General features: G+C 55.7%; 17 protein-coding genes and 1 riboswitch. Of the genes, 8 read left to right on the top strand and 9 right to left on the bottom strand.

Annotated features, from left to right (window positions below; all coding sequences use genetic code 11):
- Positions 1 to 55 precede the first annotated feature (55 nt).
- Complete coding sequence (locus tag DW806_RS01085; protein WP_118728839.1) at positions 56 to 679, top strand: hypothetical protein; 624 nt, start codon at positions 56 to 58, stop codon at positions 677 to 679.
- Positions 680 to 716: 37 nt separating this feature from the next.
- Here the strand turns inward: DW806_RS01085 and DW806_RS01080 are convergent, their stop codons facing one another.
- The 8 genes from DW806_RS01080 to pflB all read right to left on the bottom strand — a co-directional run bounded on the left by DW806_RS01080 (position 717) and on the right by pflB (position 9,352).
- Positions 717 to 1,424, bottom strand: coding sequence for a sigma-70 family RNA polymerase sigma factor (locus tag DW806_RS01080; RefSeq protein WP_243022600.1), 708 nt, complete (start codon positions 1,422 to 1,424; stop codon positions 717 to 719).
- A complete protein-coding gene (gene spoIIAB, locus DW806_RS01075) occupies positions 1,421 to 1,858 on the bottom strand; it encodes an anti-sigma F factor (protein ID WP_110435313.1) in 438 nt (145 codons plus the stop codon). The genes DW806_RS01080 and spoIIAB overlap by 4 nt, the downstream gene beginning before the upstream one ends.
- Positions 1,858 to 2,178 carry an anti-sigma factor antagonist gene (locus tag DW806_RS01070; protein ID WP_110435314.1) on the bottom strand — a complete coding sequence of 107 codons (321 nt, stop codon included), beginning with the start codon at positions 2,176 to 2,178 and terminating at the stop codon, positions 1,858 to 1,860. The genes spoIIAB and DW806_RS01070 overlap by 1 nt, the downstream gene beginning before the upstream one ends.
- Before the next feature lie 157 nt (positions 2,179 to 2,335).
- Positions 2,336 to 3,640 (bottom strand): bifunctional folylpolyglutamate synthase/dihydrofolate synthase, encoded by a 1,305-nt coding sequence (locus DW806_RS01065; RefSeq protein ID WP_158578252.1) that lies wholly within the window; start codon positions 3,638 to 3,640, stop codon positions 2,336 to 2,338.
- Between the two features lie 197 nt (positions 3,641 to 3,837).
- Complete coding sequence (locus DW806_RS01060; RefSeq protein ID WP_110435316.1) at positions 3,838 to 4,278, bottom strand: NifB/NifX family molybdenum-iron cluster-binding protein; 441 nt, start codon at positions 4,276 to 4,278, stop codon at positions 3,838 to 3,840.
- Positions 4,275 to 5,093: a P-loop NTPase gene (locus DW806_RS01055; protein ID WP_117751035.1), complete on the bottom strand. Its 819-nt coding sequence runs from the start codon at positions 5,091 to 5,093 to the stop codon at positions 4,275 to 4,277. Before DW806_RS01055 ends, DW806_RS01060 begins: the two co-directional genes overlap by 4 nt.
- Positions 5,094 to 6,243: 1,150 nt before the next feature.
- Complete coding sequence (gene pflA, locus DW806_RS01050) at positions 6,244 to 6,942, bottom strand: pyruvate formate-lyase-activating protein (protein ID WP_118728837.1); 699 nt, start codon at positions 6,940 to 6,942, stop codon at positions 6,244 to 6,246.
- 181 nt (positions 6,943 to 7,123) lie between these two features.
- On the bottom strand, positions 7,124 to 9,352 hold the full coding sequence (pflB, locus tag DW806_RS01045) for a formate C-acetyltransferase (protein WP_118728836.1): 2,229 nt from the start codon (positions 9,350 to 9,352) through the stop codon (positions 7,124 to 7,126).
- Between the two features lie 75 nt (positions 9,353 to 9,427).
- Positions 9,428 to 9,542: riboswitch (ZMP/ZTP riboswitch) on the bottom strand.
- Positions 9,543 to 9,733: 191 nt separating this feature from the next.
- Here pflB and DW806_RS01040 point away from each other — a divergent pair.
- Complete coding sequence (locus DW806_RS01040) at positions 9,734 to 10,813, top strand: 6-phosphofructokinase (protein ID WP_117751038.1); 1,080 nt, start codon at positions 9,734 to 9,736, stop codon at positions 10,811 to 10,813.
- 414 nt (positions 10,814 to 11,227) lie between these two features.
- Here DW806_RS01040 and DW806_RS01035 read toward each other — a convergent pair whose 3' ends face one another.
- Entirely contained in the window at positions 11,228 to 12,511 is a 1,284-nt protein-coding gene (locus DW806_RS01035; RefSeq protein ID WP_110435320.1) for an adenylosuccinate synthase, read from the bottom strand.
- 223 nt (positions 12,512 to 12,734) lie between these two features.
- Between DW806_RS01035 and DW806_RS01030 the strand changes: the two genes are divergently transcribed.
- The 6 genes from DW806_RS01030 to glgB all read left to right on the top strand — a co-directional run bounded on the left by DW806_RS01030 (position 12,735) and on the right by glgB (position 19,941).
- Positions 12,735 to 13,862, top strand: a complete 1,128-nt coding sequence (locus DW806_RS01030) for a cysteine desulfurase family protein (protein ID WP_118728835.1) — start codon at positions 12,735 to 12,737, stop codon at positions 13,860 to 13,862.
- Between the two features lie 40 nt (positions 13,863 to 13,902).
- Entirely contained in the window at positions 13,903 to 14,577 is a 675-nt protein-coding gene (locus DW806_RS01025) for a hypothetical protein (protein WP_118564192.1), read from the top strand.
- A 5-nt stretch (positions 14,578 to 14,582) separates the two neighbouring features.
- The gene (locus DW806_RS01020; RefSeq protein ID WP_118728834.1) at positions 14,583 to 14,969 is read left to right on the top strand and encodes a hypothetical protein; all 387 of its coding nucleotides are present in this window, start codon (positions 14,583 to 14,585) and stop codon (positions 14,967 to 14,969) included.
- A gap of 23 nt (positions 14,970 to 14,992) precedes the next feature.
- Entirely contained in the window at positions 14,993 to 16,162 is a 1,170-nt protein-coding gene (thiI, locus tag DW806_RS01015) for a tRNA uracil 4-sulfurtransferase ThiI (protein WP_110435324.1), read from the top strand.
- Positions 16,163 to 16,248: 86 nt separating this feature from the next.
- Positions 16,249 to 17,478: a competence/damage-inducible protein A gene (locus tag DW806_RS01010; protein ID WP_118728833.1), complete on the top strand. Its 1,230-nt coding sequence runs from the start codon at positions 16,249 to 16,251 to the stop codon at positions 17,476 to 17,478.
- 243 nt (positions 17,479 to 17,721) lie between these two features.
- The gene (gene glgB / locus DW806_RS01005) at positions 17,722 to 19,941 is read left to right on the top strand and encodes a 1,4-alpha-glucan branching protein GlgB (protein ID WP_118728832.1); all 2,220 of its coding nucleotides are present in this window, start codon (positions 17,722 to 17,724) and stop codon (positions 19,939 to 19,941) included.
- Positions 19,942 to 19,977 lie beyond the last annotated feature (36 nt).

The raw sequence follows: 19,977 nt of genomic DNA, 5'->3' as shown, positions 1-19,977 counted from the left end.
TATTGAATATAAAGAAATTTCCATTACATTCAATGTTTGAATAGGAGATGGCATTATGAGCGATTTGGCATTATTAAAACAATCCGCCGTGAAAGGCTCTATTCGCAATGTACTTATCGATGAATTTGGGAATATCGCCAAAACCCTTGCACCCAAAATCATCGATGCTGTCGTAAAGCTGAAAACAAGGAAACTAACTGTTCTATCGAAGGCTTTGGATACCACACTTCCCAAATTATTGGAAACCGTAGACAAGGGCGTTGCTGCTGCATTTGCTCCAGACCAGCAAACAGTTGACTACTCCAAAGCAATGCTGGATCTTCTTAAATATCAAATGACCATTATTCAGAACGACAACACTTTGTCCCTCTCTGAAAGAAATGCACAGCTTGATGATCTTACGATTAGATACAACGAGTACCAGAGTCAACTTGAGCAATATAAAGATCACGATGCTGGCCGCAAGAAATCCTTTATCGGCTCCATTGTTGCAGGTACTTCTGCTGTTATCGGCGCAGCCGGTATTGCAGCTTTTGTGGCACATCCCAAGGATTTATCTTCTATTATTAAAACGCATCAAAGAACAAAAGCAACCAAGCATGTTTTTGATGGCCTCTTTGATACGTTCAAAAGCATTTTCAGCATATCCCATATTTTCCGCAATCTTTTCACAAAATAAGGACATAAAAAGGAGTTCTCTCACGAGAACTCCTTTTTCACTCTCTCAGCATTTCCCTCAGCTTCTCTATGGCACGTTTTTCGATGCGCGAGACCTGCACCTGCGACACACCGACAATGCGGCTGACCTGCTGCTGCGTCAAATCACGCGAATAGCGCAGACTGAGCACCTGCCGGTCGCGCTCGGGCAAGTCCTGCAGTGCGTCATGCAGCGACAAATGCAGGCAGGTTCTCTCCTCCATTCCCTCGTCACCGACCAGATCACCTACGCGTCCGCCGTCGGACAGTTCCCGCTCGAACGAGTCCACCGACACGTCCGCCTGCTCGCAGGCCGCTACTTCCTCGACCGTCAATCCGGCGGCCTGTGCCAATTCTGATACGGTCGGTGACCGTCCGTTCCGGCTCTCCCAATCGCTTTGCAGGCGGCGCACACGAACCGCGCGTTCCTTGACCGCCCGGCTGACCTTGACCGCGCCGTCGTCCCGCAGAAACCGCCGAATCTCACCCGCGATTTTGGGCACCGCATAAGTAGAAAACTCGTTGCCGCGCGACACATCGAAGCCACGCACGGCCTTGATGAAGCCGACACACGCCAGCTGATACAGATCGTCCGGCTCGGTGCCGCGCCCGTAATACCGCCGCGCGATCGACCAGATTAAACCGCTGTTGTCCTCGATCAGCCGCGCTTCCGCATCCCTGTCGCCCGAAGCCGCCTGCTCGAGCAGCGTGCGCATTTCTCCGGTCACGCCTGCCGCTCCTTCAGCACCTTGACCATCGCAACCAGCGTTCCCTTCCCCGGCGTGGAGCGCACGCGCATTTTGTCCGTGAATGTCTCCATGATGGTAAATCCCATGCCGCTGCGCGTGTCGTCGCCCGTGGTGAACATGGGCTGGCGCGCCTGCTCGACATTCTCAATGCCGCAGCCGGCGTCCTTTACTTTCAGTTCCAGGGCGCGTCCCTCGAACAGCCGCACCGTGACCGTGATAAACCCGCATTTGTCCGCGTAGCCGTGCACAATGGCGTTTGTCACCGCCTCGGAGACCACGGTTTTGATGTCGCCAAGTTCCTCCATCGTTGGGTCCAGCTGCGCGACAAACGCGCCGACCGCCTGCCGCGCAAACGCCTCGTTGACCGAATGGCTCTCGAATTTCAGGCTCATTTTGTTGATGACCGCCCGCATTATTCCTTCCCCCTTTCAAAAACCATCACCTGCGGCAGACCGGCTGCCTCAAACACCCGCATCGGCTGCGGCGGCGTGCCGCGCACCGCAAATTCGCGTCCGCTGCGGGCACAGGTGCGGTACAGGTGCAGGACGACCGCCAGACCGGAGCTGTCCATAAACGTCAGCTCGGACAGGTCGAGCACCAGCTTTTCACACGGAAACAGCACCAGCAGATCCTCGGTCTGCTCGATCGCCGCCCGTGCTGCATGATGGTCCAGTTCACCGGTGTACACCGCGATCAGCGTGCCCTCCTGCCTTCTCTGCGTGATTTGCAGCATATATGTCACCTCGAAATCAGCAAAATATTACCTCTTATTTCGCAGGGCACCCCGCCCTGCGATATACCAAACAATATACCTATTGAAAACAACTGACACAAAAATAAAAGGCTTGTACTTTCAAAGTACAAGCCTTATTTTACCTGTTTATTCCATTTTAATCTGTCGTTTTCGGTCGGCCGCGCAAAATCTTCTCGCACTCACCGATGAGGTACAGCGAACCGCAGATAAGAATGCAGTCGTTCATCTTCGCATGCTCCAGCGCAAGCTCGATGGCGTGCTCGGCGGATTCACACTCGTACACGCGCTTGCACGACTGCCGCGCCAGCTCTGCAATCGTGTGTACATCCAGCGAACGCTCACCCGCATCCGGCACACAGGCGTAAAAGTCATCCGCGCGGCTGGCGACCTCGTGAACACAGGTTTCGTAGTCCTTGTCGCGCACCATGCCCATCACAACGTGCAGCCGCTTCATCTTGAGCAGCTCATCCACCGCGTGACACAGAGCATCCGCGCCTGCGGCATTGTGTGCGCCGTCGAGCAGGATGAGCGGCTGATCGACCACGCGTTCCAGCCGGCCTGCGATACGCGCCCGCGCCAGACCGCGCACGGCGGCTTCGGTCGGAATGTTCCAGCCGCGCTCGCGCAGTGCGTTCAGCGCCCGCAGAGCCGTCCGCGCATTCTGCAGCTGATGCCGTCCGGGCATGGCAATGGTGTAGCCCTGCGCCTCGTACACGAACGCCGAACCGCCGATGTCACACCGCAGCACGCGGCAGTCCTCCGCTCCGCCAAACCAGACAGCACCCGCCGCATCACAGGCACGGCGCAGCACCCGCTGTACATCGTTCGGCTGACCGTCCGCGCAGACAACTGCCGTGCCCGGCTTGAAAATGCCTGCCTTCTCGGCCGCAATGACTGCCGTTGTGTTGCCGAGCACCGCCATATGGTCGAGCGAAATCGGCGTAATAACGCAGACCTCCGCATTTTTGATGACATTTGTCGCGTCACAGCGGCCGCCCAGACCGGTTTCGAGAACCACAATGTCGCATTCCTGCTCAACAAAACAGAGGAATGCCAGTGCGGTCGTGAACTCAAACTCGCCGATGGTCTCACCCTCGGGCAGTGTGAGCGATTCACACGCCACCGTTACTCGTTCGCACAGGCGCGTCAGATCGTCGTCCGAGATCATCACACCGTCCACGCGGATGCGCTCGTAAAACTGCACCAGATACGGCGAGGTATACAGTCCGGTGCGCAGTCCGGCCGCCTGCAGCGCCGAGGCGACCATGCACGCGGTCGAGCCCTTGCCGTTCGTGCCCGCAAGATGAACAAACTTCAGCCTGTCCTGCGGGTTGCCCAGCGCCTCGCACAGCGCCTTGATGCGGTGCAGACCCGGCTTGCCGGAAAATCTGCCGAGAGAGTGTATGTATTCGATTGCCGTTTTCGGATTTTCGGTATCCATAATAGCTTCTTTCCTTATATTATAATGATACATTTGATTATAACACAGTTTCATCAAATTGAGAATGGAGAATGGAAAATGGAGAATTACCTTTCCGCAAAAGGAGCGGCACTCGCTTCATCTGAACATTCATTCTCCATCTTCAATTCTCCATTGGAAACATAAAAACCACCGAAAATCGGTGGTTTTTATGTTTTTTACTTGATCTCCTCGACCGGAATCTGCTTGAGCAGCTCGCTCGGGCCGCAGCCGGAGCACTTTGCACAGTCGTGCATGCATGCCATCGGATCATCCGGATCTTCCTCACGGCCGATCTCGAGGATGGTCGGGTCACCCTGCTTTTCACCGACGAGGAACTTTGCAACCGATTCCTCCGCCGAGCCTTCGCAGCCGGGCACGAGCAGCACGCCGAGCATCTCGAGTGCGTTGCGCGTTGCCAGACCGAGCGAACCGCAGATGAGCACGTCGATCTGCTCCAGACCGGCGAACTTGATCAGGTCGGTCGCGGATGTGCCGGCAATCCCGGCAATGCGCTTGCCGACCGGTTCCCGGCCCTCGGTGGTGATAATGAGCACCTCACGGCAGTCGCCCAGATTCTTGGCGATCCGGCCGTTTTCATATGCTACGCCAATGTTCATAACAGACCCTCCACGGTCTTAAGCGCACCGGAAAGCTCGTCCGGCAGCTTTGCATCCTCGATCTTGCCTGCGTCAACCGCCGCAGCCAGCTTCGGGTCGATCGGCAGTTTTGCCAGAACCGGCAGCTCGTAGTGTGCGGCTACCTCGTCGATATGGCTCTCACCGAACACCGAAATATGCTTGCCGCAGTCCGGGCACGCCAGATAGCTGTAGTTCTCCACAATGCCGAGCACCGGAATGTTCATCATCTTCGCCATCTTAACCGCCTTGCCTACGATCATGGAGACCAGATCCTGCGGCGAGGTGACAACGATGATACCGTCCACCGGCAGGGACTGGAACACGGTCAGCGGTACATCGCCCGTTCCGGGAGGCATATCGACAAACAGGAAGTCTACGTCGTCCCATACAACGTCAGACCAGAACTGCTTGACGGTCTCCGCGATGATCGGACCGCGGTAAATAACCGGATCGTCCTCATGCGGCAGCACCAGATTGATCGAGATCATCTGTACGCCGCCTTCACTACGTGCCGGAAGAATGCCTTCCTCGCAGCCCTCGAGCTGACCGTGTACGCCGAAGGTCTTGGGGATGGACGGGCCGGTGATGTCGGCATCCAGCACACCGCAGGAATAACCCTTGCGCGTCATGCCGACCGCCATCATCGAGGTGAGCAGGCTCTTGCCTACGCCGCCCTTGCCGGAAACAACGCCGATGACTTTTTTAACAGAGGCCGCCGGATTGGCTGCAACCTTGAGGCTCTTTTCGCCGCCGCAGTTAGACGAGCAGCTATCGCAATTATGCGAGCAACCCATAAAAAACAACTCCTTACCTATATATCTTGCCTAAAAAACAGTATACCCTAAAAAAACGTTTTCCGCAAGCATAGCACCGGCTTATTTATTGACAAATGCCAAAAACAGAAAAGCACCGCTGTTTCGTGGGGGAACGAAACAGCGGTGCTTTCGGTTAATAACACAAATTGAAAAAAGGGAAAAAGAGAAATGAAAAAAAATCGGATGACGTCAATGCGGGATTTGCGGCTCTCCCTCACTGACAAGTACAGTATACCGTCTTTTTATGCCGAATGTGTGAACGAAATTTGAATATGCTGTGAAGGATATGAAAAGAAAACAGCATATCGTCCAAACCGCAGTTTGGCAGCCAAAAGAGAAACGCCCTGTTTCCCGGGGGAAGGAAACAGGGCGTTCTCGTTGATGCAAATGAAAAGAGTTTAAGAAAAGGTGATAAAATCAAAGAAAAGAGGTTGTCAGCTTGAGAAAAGGGGTAACTCTTACTGACACCTATAGTATATCGCGCAGGCGCCCTTTAATTGTGAACAAATCATGAACAGACCTTGAAATATTTTTTACAATGTAAACAAGTATCCTGCTTAACCATTTCAAAGATACTCCGAGGCAGGAAAACACCCCGGCTCCGTGGGGGAAACGGAACCGAGGCATTTTCGATCATTTCACAAAATAAAGGGGGTAAAAGAGAAATAAAAGATTGTAGATGACTATCGATTCAGGATTGCGGCTTCCCTTATCGACAATGTTAGTATACCGCACTTTGCTTCAAAATGTGTGAACGAATTTTGAACAGAATTTGAAAGGTTTGTGTACTGCCGAAAACCCGGTTTCGTACAGGAAAACACCCTGCCTCCGAGGGGGAACGGAAACAGGGTGTTTTCGGTCATTTCACAAAATAAAGGGGGTAAAAGAGAAATAAAAAAAATCAGTAGGCTGTGTCGTTCGGGATTGCGGCTTCCCTCATCGACAATGTTAGTATACCGCACTTTGCCGCAAAATGTGTGAACGAATTTTGAACAGAATTTGAAAGGTTTGTTTCTAAGGCAACACCGCATAATTGAACAAGAGTAATTTGCGAGTAAATTTTGCGTACTGACAAGACGCGGTGTTGCCTAAAGTTCATAATTTGCCGCTTGATTCCCGTTTTACCGTGTTACAGCTGTGCGACCATGGTTTTCAGGGCATCCGGGTTCATGGCAGGCGTGTCCTTCAGCGGAAACTCCAGACCGAGCCGTTCATATTTTTCCATGCACAGCTTGTGGAACGGCAAAAACTCCAGCTTTTCAAAGTTGGGATAGCTTTCCGCCTTGGCTTTGACGCGGTGTAAATGGTCCATCCCATCGGTCAGACCGGGCACGACCACATGCCGAATCCACAGCGGCACGTTTTTCATCGCGGTCAGCTGCAGGAAACGCTCAATCTGGTCGAAATCCGCGCGGCAGTTCTTGAGATAATCCGCTTTGGTGAGGAATTTCAGGTCGCACAGGACTAAATCTGTGTGCGCGAGCACCTTTTCCGCTTTGGAGAGATTGCCCACGCCGGAGGTATCGAGCGCGGTGTGTACGCCGTGCTCATGCAGCTTGGCGAAGAATTCCTCGACGAATTCGGCCTGTAGGAGCGGTTCGCCGCCGGTGACGGTTACGCCGCCGCCATTCTTCCAGTACGGACGAAACCGGAGAGCCTTGCGGACCAGCTCGTCCACGTCGGTCGGTGAGCCGCCTTCGGTCAGCCAGGTATCGGGATTGTGGCAATAGACGCACCGCAGCGGGCAGCCCTGCATAAATACGACGTATCGCACGCCGGGGCCGTCCACCGCGCCGAGGGACTGAATGGAATGAATGTTTCCGATCATATTGCCACTTTCCTTTCTATTCGGGAAAAATAAATGGCTCCGTGGCTTTGACGCGGAACCATACCTCTGCCCGCGCCGCGGCGGCGCGTCCTCGTCCGCTGTGCGGGCGAGAGGGGGTTATCCAAACGGTTTCGCAAGGAACCGGTTGGGTATCTAAGGGGGACAGCGTCCCCCTTAGAGGTTAAATCGCCTCGTGGAACGTGCGCGAAATAACCTCACGCTGCTGCTCGCGGCTCAGCTTGTAGAAGTTTACCGCGTAGCCGGAAACACGGATGGTCAGGTTCGGGTACTGCTCCGGATGCTCGTAAGCCGCCATGAGGGTTTCGCGGTTGAGCACGTTTACGTTCAGATGGTGCGCGTTCTGCGCGAAGTAGCCGCCCATGATGGCAACAAGGTTGTTCACCTGCTCCTCATCGGTCTTGCCGAGTGCACCCGGCGTGATGGAGAACGTGTTGGAGATGCCATCGCGGCAGTAGGTGTAGCTCAGCTTTGCAACCGAGTTGAGCGATGCCAGTGCGCCGGAAACATCACGGCCGCTCATCGGGTTTGCGCCCGGTGCCAGCGGTTCGCCGTGACGGCGGCCGTCCGGCGTGTTGCCGGTCTTTTTGCCGTACATTACGTTGGAGGTGATGGTCAGGATGGACAGCGTATGAATTGCGCCGCGGTACAGCGGGAACTGCGTCAGTGCCTGATAGAACTTCTCGACCTGCTCACACGCGATCTGATCTACGCGGTCGTCGTCGTTGCCGAACTTCGGGAAATCGCCCTCGATCTCAAAATCCACGATAATGCCGTTCTCCGGATTACGGATGGGCTTTACCTTGGCATACTTGATTGCGGAGAGCGAATCCGCCATGCAGCTCATGCCCGCAATGCCGAACGCCATCAGGCGGCGCACCTCAGTGTCATGCAGCGCCATCTGGCTCTTCTCGTAGGCGTACTTGTCGTGCATGTAATGGATGGTGTTCATCGCGGAAACGTAGGTCTTAGCCAGCCACGGACGGTAGAAGTCCATGCGGCGGAGAACCTCCTCGTAATCCAGCACATCGCCGTCCATGACCGGCATCTCCGGGCCGACCTGCTCGAACTTGTTCTCGTCACGGCCGCCGTTGATCGCCATCATCATCAGCTTGGCGATGTTGGCACGCGCACCGAAGAACTGCATGTCCTTGCCGACGCGCATCGCGGATACGCAGCACGCGATGGCGTAATCATCGCCATAGTACGGACGCATAACGTCGTCATTCTCGTACTGCAGAGCATCCGTGTCGATGGATACCTTTGCGATGAACTTCTTCCAGTTCTCCGGCAGGTTTTCGCTCCACAGAACGGTCAGATTCGGCTCTGCGGCAGCGTTCAGGTTGTACAGGGTGTTGAGCATGCGGTAGCTGTTCTTCGTAACCATGTGACGGCCGTCCTCACCGATGCCGCCGACCGCCTCGGTGATCCACATCGGGTCGCCGCCGAACAGCTCGTTGTACTCCGGCGTGCGCAGGTGGCGCGCCATACGCAGGTGCAGAACGAAGTCGTCCATGATCTCCTGCGCCTCGGACTCGGTCATGAGACCTGCCGCAATATCGCGCTCAAAGTAGATATCGAGGAAGGTGGAGGTGCGGCCAAGGCTCATTGCGGCGCCGTTCTGCTCCTTGATGCCGGCAAGATAGCCAAAGTACAGCCACTGAACGGCCTCCTTTGCGTTCTCCGCCGGACGGGTGATGTCAAAGCCGTAGGAAGCCGCCATTGCGATCATGTCCTTGAGTGCCTTGATCTGGTCGGAGAGCTCCTCCGCGCAGCGGATTTCCTTCTCGGTGGTCGGCACGCTGCCGAGCGCATCCTTGTCCTTCTGCTTTTCCGCGATCAGACGGTTCACGCCGTACAGTGCCACGCGGCGATAGTCACCGATGATGCGGCCGCGGCCGTAAGCATCCGGCAGGCCGGTCAGCAGACCAACGTGACGCGCTTCACGGACATCCTTGGTATATGCGGAGAATACGCCGTCGTTGTGGGTCTTGTGGTACTTGAACTCCTCCTCAATCTTGGGAGAAACCTCATAGCCGTACTGCTTGCACGCATCACGGATCATACGCATGCCGCCGAACGGATTGCATGCACGCTTGAGCGGCTCATCGGTCTGCAGGCCGACAATTACCTCGTTGTCCTTGTCGAGATAGCCCGGGCCGAACGCCGTGATGGTGATAACGGTCTCGGTGTCGATATTGCGGACACCGCCCTTTTCGCGCTCCTCCGCGAGCAGTGCGTCGAACTTCTCACGCAGCGCAGTCGTGCGTGCGGTAGCCGGAGCCAGAAAAGCGCCGTCACCATCATACGGGGTGTAATTCTTCTGGATAAAATCGCGGACGTTGATCTCGTTTTCCCAGTTGCCGCCATTAAAGTTGTTCCATGCGTTCATGTTCTTTTCCTCCTGTTTGTGCTGTCTGCTGTCCTTTTTATGGCAACAAAAAAGGACAGCATCGCGTATTGCTTGCGACACTGCCCAGACGGTCGGCATTGAGATGCACTTCACGGTGCATCTGATTACGGAACTCCCTGCTCCCCGGTGGTTTGCGCTCCACCTGTGTCCGTCAGTTGCAGGGAATCTGTCTGGCATTAGCATAACACATCTGCCGCTCAATATGCAACTGCCGAAAGTCACAAAAAATCCATGTGAAAAAACCGTGGAATCTGTGTAAAGTATCTTTTCAATTTACACAAAATAGGGTATAGTAAAAATATAATACTGCGCATTGTACACATATAGAGTGCGGAAAACAGAGTCAGGAGGCAGACGAGTATGTTGAAGATTGGTATGCTGACCAGCGGCGGCGACTGTCAGGGTCTGAACGCGGCACTGCGCGGTGTAGCGAAAACACTGTATAACGAACTGGGAGATAAAGTAACCATCTATGGTATTCGGGACGGCTACCGCGGTTTGATCGAAGGCGATTACCACGAAATGCTGCCCGAAGATTTTTCGGATATTCTGACGGTCGGCGGCACTATTCTCGGTACGTCGCGCCAGCCGTTCAAGGAAATGCGCAAGACCATCGAGGACAGCGAGGAGACCAAGCTGGATAAAATGCTGCACACGGTGAAAAAGGCAGGCTTTGACTGTCTGGTCATTCTTGGAGGCAACGGCACGCACAAGACCGCAAACCTGCTGAGCATGAAGGGTGTCAACGTAGTAACGCTGCCCAAGACGATCGACAACGATCTGTGGGGCACCGAGCTGACGTTCGGTTTTCAGTCCGCGATTGATATTGCGTCCACGGTTATTGATTCCATCCATTCCACCGCATTTTCGCACTCGCGTGTGTTCATCGTGGAGGTTATGGGACATAAAGCCGGCTGGCTGACGCTGTACGCAGGCATTGCCTCCGGCGCGGATGTCATCGTCATTCCGGAGATTCCCTACTCCGCAAAGAAGATTGCCGCAGCGATCGAAAAACGTGCCAAGGCGGGCAAACGATTCTCCATCATTGCAGTGGCTGAGGGCGCGATAAGTCAAGACGAGGCGAAGCTGAGCAAAAAGGAATTCAAGGCGGCGCGCGAGGCGATGACCTATCCGTCCATCTCCTACCGCATTGCGGACGAACTCAAGGAGCTGACCGGGCAGGAGATTCGCGTTACCATTCCGGGCCATTATCAGCGCGGCGGCGCTCCCTGCCCGGCCGACCGCGTGCTGACCAGCCGGTTCGGCGTAGCGGCAGCGCAGCTTATCACGCAGAAAAAATTCGGCTATATGGTCGCGCTGCAGGATAACCATATCGTGCCGGTTCCGCTGACCGAGGTCGCAGGCAAGCTGAAAACCGTTCCGCCCGATGGCGAACTGGTGAAGCAGGCAAGAGCGCTCGGACTGTCGATGGGCGACTGATTGCCGAATTGAGAATTGAAAATGGAGAATGAACGCAGCTATTTAATCCGTTCCAAAAAGGACGCATAATATGCGTCCTTTTTTCGTACGAAAGCACATATAAAATTCCGGTTTGCTTGCAAACCGCAACTACATGACAGGATTTCGTTCAGAAATCTGAGTCATTGTCCCGTGCCGTGCACGACCGCCGTTTCACGGCGGCATTCAATCGCGTTTGCCGTGCAAATGCAAAAAAACGCAGGACATGCGCGCGCAGCGCGGACATAGCCGCGCAAGGATAGCGCCTGCGTTTTTTTACAAGAAAAAAGGGATTTTGTGTGCCCGCCAAGGCGGACGCGCAAAATCCCGTATAGGACGTATCCGAGCCATTGGCTCGGTACGTCCCTCTCGTCCGAAAGCGTGGTTTCGGACGAATTATTTGATGGTCATAACCTGATCACGAGCAGGGCCTACGCCAAGCATGGTGATCGGGCACTCGATGATACGCTCCAGCTCCTTGATGTAGGACTGCACGGTTGCCGGCAGTTCCTCAAAGGAACGGCAGTTGGTGATATCCTCATCAAAGCCGTCGAACTCCTCGTAAACCGGCTCACAGTCTACCAGATCCATGAAGTTTGCCGGGAACTCGGTAACGGTCTCGCCGTTCTTCAGCTTGTATGCAACGCAGACCTTGAGCTTCGGCAGGCCGCGCAGCGGGTCGATCTTGTTGATAACAACGTCGGTCAGACCGTTTACACGAACCGCATAGCGTGCAACGACTGCGTCGAACCAGCCGGTACGGCGCGGACGGCCGGTAACGGTACCGAACTCGCCGCCTGCATTGCGGATATAGTCACCGGTTTCATCGAACAGCTCGGTCGGGAACGGACCCTCGCCCACACGGGTGGTGTAGGACTTGAAAATGCCCATGATCTCGTTGATGGCAGTCGGGCCGACACCGGAACCGATGCAGCAGCCGCCTGCTACCGGATGAGACGAGGTAACATACGGATAGGTGCCCATGTCGAGGTCGAGCAGTGTGCCCTGCGCACCCTCGAACAGCACTTCCTTGCCGGACTTGATGGCGTCATAGGTCATAACGGTGGTGTCGCGCACCATCGGACGCAGACGGTCTGCGTAAACCTTGTACTCTGCGATAACAGCGTCCGCGTCGATCGGCTCGCCGCCGTAAACGCCGGTGATCACGCGGTTCTTGCGGGCACAGGTCTCGCGGATAACCTCCTCGAAACGCTCTGCGTCTACAAAATCGTGCATGCGGATTCCGCTGCGCTCGGACTTGTCCATGTAGGTCGGGCCGATGCCCTTCTTGGTGGTGCCGATTGCGGTGCCTTCCTTGGCCTTCTCTGCCTCGCTGAGCGCATCCAGCTCAAGGTGCCACGGCATGATGCAGTGGCAGCGTGCATCGATGAACAGCTTGTCGGTGGAAACGCCTTTCTCGTGCAGGCCGTCGATCTCGCCGAGGACAGCCTTCGGATTGACAACAACACCCGGGCCGATGACGTTGACGCACTCCGGATACAGGATGCCGGACGGAATCAGCTGCAGCTTGTACTTCTCACCGCCGGCTACAACGGTGTGACCGGCATTGTTGCCGCCCTGGCTGCGGACAACCAGATCCGCCTTGCCTGCGAAAATATCAATAAACTTACCCTTGCCTTCGTCGCCCCACTGGGCGCCGAGAATTACCTTACCTGGCATTAGGATTTCCTCCCTTTCTATCTGCAACGTGCTCTTGTCACGCAGTATACTTATAATAGGTAACAGCCATACCCTTAAAATTATAGCATACCCTTTTCTACTTTTCAATGCCGTTTTGCACGTTTTTGTCTTGTAAAAGGCGGCCCGCCGTTGTAAAATATTTTATAATAGCGGGAAGTATGGCCGCACGGCGGTCTGCCCCGATGAAGGAGTTCGTTTTTCTATGCATTATCTTGATAACGCGGCGACGACCCGCGTGCTGCCCGAAGCGGCCGAAGCGGCCGTTCACGCGATGTGCGAGGAGTTCGGCAACCCGTCCAGCCTGCACCGCATGGGGCTGGAGGCCTCGCATCTGCTCGAGGACAGCCGCAGGACGGTCGCGTCTGCGCTCGGCTGTCTGCCCGAGGAAGTATATTTCACCGCCTGCGGCACGGAGAGCACCAACATCAGCCTGCGCGGTGCCGCTCACCTCAACCGACATAAAAAGGGCCGCATCATCACGACCGAGATCGAGCACGCGGCAACCGTCAACACCGCAAAGCAGCTTGCTGCGGACGGCTTCGACGTAGTTTTCCTTGCACCGGACGCAACCGGTCACATCACGCCCGAGGTGCTGAGCGAAGCACTGACCGAGGACACCATTCTTCTCTCCTGCCAGCTGGTCAACAACGAGATCGGCACGGTACAGCCGGTCGAACAGCTCGGAAAGCTGCTCAAGGCCAAGGCACCCAAGGCGCTGTTCCATATTGATGCCGTACAGGGTCTTTGCCGCGTACGCCTGACGCCGAAAAAATGGAACTGCGACCTGATGAGCGTTTCCGGCCACAAAATCGGCGCACCCAAGGGCATCGGTGCGCTGTATGTGAAAAAGGGCCTGCGCCTGCCGCCGCTGACCTTCGGCGGCGGTCAGGAGCGCGGCATGCGTCCGGGCACCGAAGCCGTGCCGAATATCGCAGCATTTGCCAAGGCGTGCGAGATTCGCATGGCGCATTTCGACGAGGATTACGCCCATGTGCAGGAGCTGGCCGACTACCTCAAGCAGCAGGTCAGCGCCGAGCTGCCGGACGCTGTGATCAACGGCGAAGGCGATATCCCGCATGTGGTCAATCTTTCCATGCCCGGCTGCAAGAGCGAGGTCATGCTGCATGTACTCGAGGGGGACGAGGTTTACATTTCCAGCGGTTCGGCCTGCTCCAAGGGCAAGCAGAGCGGTGTGCTCAAGGCGCTCGGTCTGCCGAAAGCGCGCACGGACAGCGCACTGCGCGTGTCGTTTGCACCGTTCAACACAAAGGAAGATGTGGATGCTTTTGTGGCAGCGGTCAAAAAGGGCGCGAAAATGTTCCGCAGATAAGCTAATTCGTAATTAGGAATTATTGCGAGGAGGTAGGGTTATGAGTAAAAAACATATTATGAACGCCGGTATCTGCTGTATCTGCACGGCCGTGATTTTCGGTCTGCACTTCTTCGTGTACGGCCGGATGCTGCTGGACAATCCTGTGCTGGTTGGCGCTACCTGCGCTGTTTTTATTGCATCAGCCGCAGGGCGCACAGGCGAGGAACGAGAACCATGGTTTCCGCCTAATCATATCGTTACACGGCTTTGTCAGCTGATATTCTGCGGTATCCTCTGCACCATTCCGTACATACTGTTCACGGAACCATATTCTCTCGACAACTGGATTTTCCTGCCGCTTTGGGCTACATTGAGCATTATCGAGCTAAGATATCGAGAGCAAAATTCCACTGCCTATGCGGTTACTATGGCAGTCGCTCTGTGTGTTACCGGCGCATTTCTGCTGATTACCCACCCGATTACCGCATCACAGGCGCAGAATATCGTTGAGCAGGCAGGCTACACAAACTGTGTTTACTACAAAGTCAATCCCAATAACAATACCGCGTATAAAGACGGTCGGGACAGCGAGGCTCTCTACTTTACTGCGCCTGAACCGGCTGACAAGTCCGACTGTTACGCCTTTTCCGCAAACAAGGATGGCGAAAAATACGGTGTTCTTGTTTCTTATTTTCGCGGAACCATTGACGAGGAACAAAAACAAGGAGTTTAATCTATATGGAATACAAAACCATCACCAAACCGGACAGCTCGGAGCACAAGCTCGCCGTATATGACGGCAAATGCCGCTTCTGGATGGAGGGCATTTACGACAGCCTGCCGGACACTGCCGAAAAGCGTGCGGAGGAATGCAGTCTGCCGGTCAAAATTGGCCGCCGGGAGGACGGCACGGTCAGCGTCGGCACGCAGTCGCTCGTACCGTGGGAGACCGATTACGGCAAACTGGAAATCATGGCGGACGTTTACTTAAACTATCTGGCACAGGTGTTCAACCTGCCGGATGATGATTACGTCAAGACCCGCTTGGAGTTCGGCTCGGACAGCGCCGACCGCGACAGCCTGATGACCGCCGAGGAGAAGGAAATCATCAGTGCAAACAAATAAATTTACCATCAAGGAGACAATAAATGAAAGAAGTATTACTGCTCAAGTGCGGTGAGATCGTCCTCAAGGGACTCAACCGCAAAACCTTTGAGGATCGTCTGCTGAAAAACCTCAAGCGCCGCATGGCGCACGTTGCAGACTGCGAGATCACCATGCGCCAGTCGGTCGTTTATGTGGAGATTCCGGACGACGCGGACGCAGATGCGGTTATGGAGTGCGCAAGCCGTGTGTTCGGCTTTGCCACCATCTCCCGCGCAGCGGTCTGCCCGGAAAAGACGCTCGAGAGCGTCATTGCGACCGCAAAGGACTACCTTGCGCCCAACTTTGCCGCGGCAAAGACGTTTAAGGTCGAGTCCAAGCGCGGCGACAAGAAATTCCCGATGACATCGACAGAGATCAGCCAGCACGTCGGCGGCGAGCTTGCTGATCTGTTCCCGGATGTTCGTCCGGACATGCACCACCCCGACCTGACCGTGCACGTTGAGATGCGCGAAAAGTACGCATTCGTTCATGCCGGTCCGGTTCCGGGTGCGGGCGGCATGCCGATCGGCTCGAACGGCCGTGCAGCGCTGCTGCTCTCCGGCGGCATCGACTCCCCTGTTGCCGGCTGGATGATGGCCAAGCGCGGTCTGGAGCTGTGCGGCATCCACTTTTTCAGCTATCCGTACACCTCCGAGCGCGCCAAGGAGAAGGTGCTTGAACTGGGCCGCAAGCTGACCGCATGGTGCGGCCGCATGAGCGTTATGGTCGTGCCGTTCACCCACATTCAGGAGGAAATCCGCGACAAGTGCCACGAGGAGCTGTTCACGCTCATCATGCGCCGCTTTATGATGCGCATTGCCGAGCGCGTAGCTGTTGAGTACGGCTGCGGTGCGCTCATCACCGGTGAGTCACTCGGTCAGGTTGCCAGCCAGACCATGCCCGCCATGGCCGTTACCGGCGCGGTGTGCGACCTGCCGGTATTCCGTCCCTGCATCGGCATGGATAAGGAGGAAATTGTCACGATCGCCCGTAAGATCGACACCTTCGAGACCTCCATCCTCCCCTACGAGGACTGCTGCACCGTATTCACCCCGAAGCACCCGAATACCAAGCCGAAGATGCCGAAGATCCTCGAGGCAGAGAGCCACCTCGACGTTGAAGCACTCGTGGACGAGGCGGTTAAGGGTGTGGAGATTATTCATCTGCCGTAAGCACAGGTATTCGCTATGCCGCAGGGCGGGGACACCCCGCCCTGCAATATAACCTCTATCACGTTTTTCCAAAGGAGGAAAATCCATTGAACGCAGAACTTATCGCAGTCGGCACAGAGATCCTGCTGGGCGACATCGTAAACACCGATGCACAGCTCATCTCGCAGGGTCTGTCCGAGCTGGGCATCAATGTATTCTACCAGACCGTTGTCGGTGACAATCCGGCGCGTCTCGAGCGCGTAGTCCGCGAGGCAAAGGACCGTGCTGACATCATCATCACCACCGGCGGCCTTGGCCCAACCCTTGACGATCTGACCAAGGAGACGCTGGCAACCGTTTTCGGCAAAAAGATGGTACTGCATCAGCCGTCCATGGACCGTCTGACCGACTTTTTCAAGACCATCGGCCGCGAAATGACCAAGAACAACGAAAAGCAGGCATGGCTGCCGGAGGGCTGCACCGTATTCACCAACCTGTGGGGCACAGCGCCCGGCTGTGCGTTTGAAGCCGACGGCAAGCACGTTCTCATGCTGCCCGGCCCTCCGCGCGAGTGCAACCCGATGTGGAAGGAATGTGCAATGCCGTATCTGTACAAGCTGGCAGGCGGCTGCATCGTATCCCGCAACATCCGCGTATTCGGCCTCGGCGAAAGCAACATGGAGAATATCCTGCACGACATGATGGAAAAAAGCGCAAACCCGACTATTGCGCCGTATGCCCGCACCTCGGAGTGCTTCGCGCGCGTTACCGCCAAGGCGGACACCCCAGCAGAATGCGAGAAGATGCTCGATCCGGTCGTTGACGAAATCCTGAAGCTGCTCGGCGACGACGTTTACGGCGTAGACGTTGACTCTCTCGAGCAGGTAGTCGGCGACGGCCTGTGCGAGCGCAAGCTGACCCTCGCGGTGGCCGAAAGCTGCACCGGCGGTCTGCTGTCCAAGCGTCTGACCGACATCCCGGGCGCATCCGATTACTACCTCGGCGGTGTGTGCTCGTACAGCAACAGCGTCAAGGAGAAGGTGCTCGGCGTGAAGAAGGAGACCCTCGACACGGTCGGCGCGGTATCTCCCGAAACCGCAGAGCAGATGGCTGTCGGCGTTGCAAATGCGCTTGGCTCGGACATCGGCGTCGGCATCACCGGCATTGCCGGCCCGGGCGGCGGCACCGAGGACAAGCCGACCGGTCTGGTCTATATCAGCGTTTGGTACGACGGCAAGTTCTTTACCCGCAAAATGCAGTCCTCGCTCGGCCGCGACCGTGTGCGCATGCAGGCCGCTTCTACGGCGCTCGATCTCATCCGCCGTCACATTTTCTGAACAAATTTATATCGAATTGTACGTTATTTTGTCATTTCCACTCAAATGATGTGGAAAGCAAACAAAATTTCTGTAAAGAAAGTCCAGTAATTGTGCTAAATTGCTGGACTTTTCTATTTATGTGATGTATACTATATCTAACTAAAGTGAGGGTATTCCGCCAAAATTCTGTCGAAGTACACAAACTGTTGGAAAATATTCGTATTTTCCTTCATTTGGCGGCTGTAAAGGGAGAGATGCTGTATGAAGAAAAAATCCGCAGCACCCGCCGCGGAAAAGCGAAGCGAGCTTTTCTATTCCGGCCGGGATTGTCGCGCGTTCGATTACATGGGAGCCCACCCTTTCGTGCAGGATGGTGAACAGGGTTATCTGTTCCGTGTTTATGCACCGGAGGCCGAAAAAGTTTCCGTCATGGGTGAGTTCAACGACTGGAATCGCGACGCCGATTATATGACGCGCGATGAACAGGGTATCTGGGAGAAATTTATTCCGAATATTCCGGAATATGCCGCATACAAGTATAGTGTATGGGCCAAGTCCGGCGATGTGTTTGACAAGTCCGACCCGTATGGCTTCCATTTTGAGACCCGTCCGGGCAACGCCACCAAGGCGTATGACCTCGACGGCTACGAATGGGGCGACGCCTCGTGGCTGGACTGGCGTAAAAAGCACCTGCCGTATTCCAATCCGGTCAACATCTACGAATGCCACCTCGGCTCGTGGAAGATGCACGAGGACGGCAACTTCTACTCCTACCGCCAGCTGGCGGACGAGCTTGTGCCGTATGTCAAGGAAATGGGCTACACCCACATCGAGTTTATGCCGCTGACCGAGTATCCGTTCGACGGCTCGTGGGGCTATCAGGTAATCGGCTACTTTGCCGCCACCAGCCGCTACGGCACGCCGAAGGATCTGATGTACCTGATCGACAAGGCGCATCAGGCCGGTCTGGGCATTATCATGGACTGGGTTCCGGCGCACTTCCCGAAGGACGGCTGCGGACTGGTCGAGTTTGACGGCTCGCACCTGTACGAATACGCCGATCCGCTCAAGATGGAGCACAAGGAATGGGGCACGCGCGTATTCGACTACGGCAAGGTCTCCACGAGAAACCTGCTGTTCTCCTCCGCGATGTTCTGGATCGAGAAATTCCACATGGACGGCCTGCGTGTGGACGCGGTCGCTTCCATGCTGTATCTGGACTACAACCGGCAGGGCGAATGGCGGCCGAACGTCCACGGCGGCCGTGAGAACCTCGAGGCCGTTGACTTCCTGCGGCTGCTCAACGAGTACATCCTGACCGATCATCCGGACGTTATGATGATCGCCGAGGAGTCCACCGCATGGCCGATGGTGACCAAGCCGGGTTACGACGGCGGTCTGGGCTTCAACTTCAAGTGGAACATGGGCTGGATGAACGACATGCTGTGCTACTGCTCGGCGGACCCGTTCTTCCGCAAGGACATGCACGACAAGATCACCTTCTCGTTCATGTACGCCTTTTCCGAAAACTACATCCTGCCGCTCTCGCACGATGAGGTCGTGCACGGCAAGTGCTCGCTCATCAGCAAGATGCCGCCTCCGTATGAAAATCAGTTCGGCGGTCTGCGCGCGCTGTACGGCTACATGGCCGCACACCCGGGCAAGAAGATGCTGTTCATGGGCGGCGAGTTTGCACAATTCTCCGAATGGGCGTACCAGCGCGGACTGGACTGGATGCTGCTGGATTATCCGGCGCACCGCCAGATGCAGGCGTACGTCAAGGCGCTCAATCACTTCTACCTTGCTACTCCGCAACTGTGGGAGCAGGATACCGACTGGCGCGGCTTTGAGTGGATCAGCCATGAGGACAACCGCAACAATATCATCGCCTTCCGCCGTATGGCGAAGGACGGCTCGGATATCGTAGTCGTTGTCAACTTCTCTCCGGAGGAGCAGCAGGAATACCGCATCGGCGTTCCGATCACCGGCACTTATGAAGAGATATTCACCTCGGACAAGACCGAGTTCGGCGGCAGCGGCATGGCAAACGGCAAGCTCAAGACCGAAAACAAGCCCATGCACGGTCAGGAACAGTCCATTGTTCTGAAGATTCCGCGCTTCGGCGTGCTGTTCCTCAAGGGCAAGGCAAGAGCCAAGCGCCGCACCAAGGCAGAGATCGAGGCCGCAAAAGCCGCGGCTGCCAAGAAACCGGTAAAGCGCACCCGCTCGACTAAGGCGGTTGCGAAATCCGGCACCAAGGCCGTTGCCCGCACAACCGAGAAGGCCGTAGCCAAGACCGGCTCCAAATCCGTTGCAAAGACCACTGAAAAGGCGGTGGCACGCACCGGCACCAAGGCAGTTGCGAAAACCACCGAAAAAGCGGTGGCACGCACCGGAACCAAGGCAGTTGCGAAAACCACCGAAAAGGCGGTTTCCGTACCGACAGACAAGGCAGTAACCGCAACCGGCGGTTCTAAATAAGCAAGCGCAAGTTTGCTGCAAAAGAGATACACAGAG

This window comes from Butyricicoccus sp. AM32-19 (genome assembly GCF_003480365.1).
Lineage (GTDB): Bacteria > Bacillota > Clostridia > Oscillospirales > Butyricicoccaceae > Agathobaculum > Agathobaculum butyriciproducens.
The sequence above is the reverse complement of the archived record's forward strand: the minus strand, read 5'-3'. Positions and strand labels throughout refer to the sequence as shown.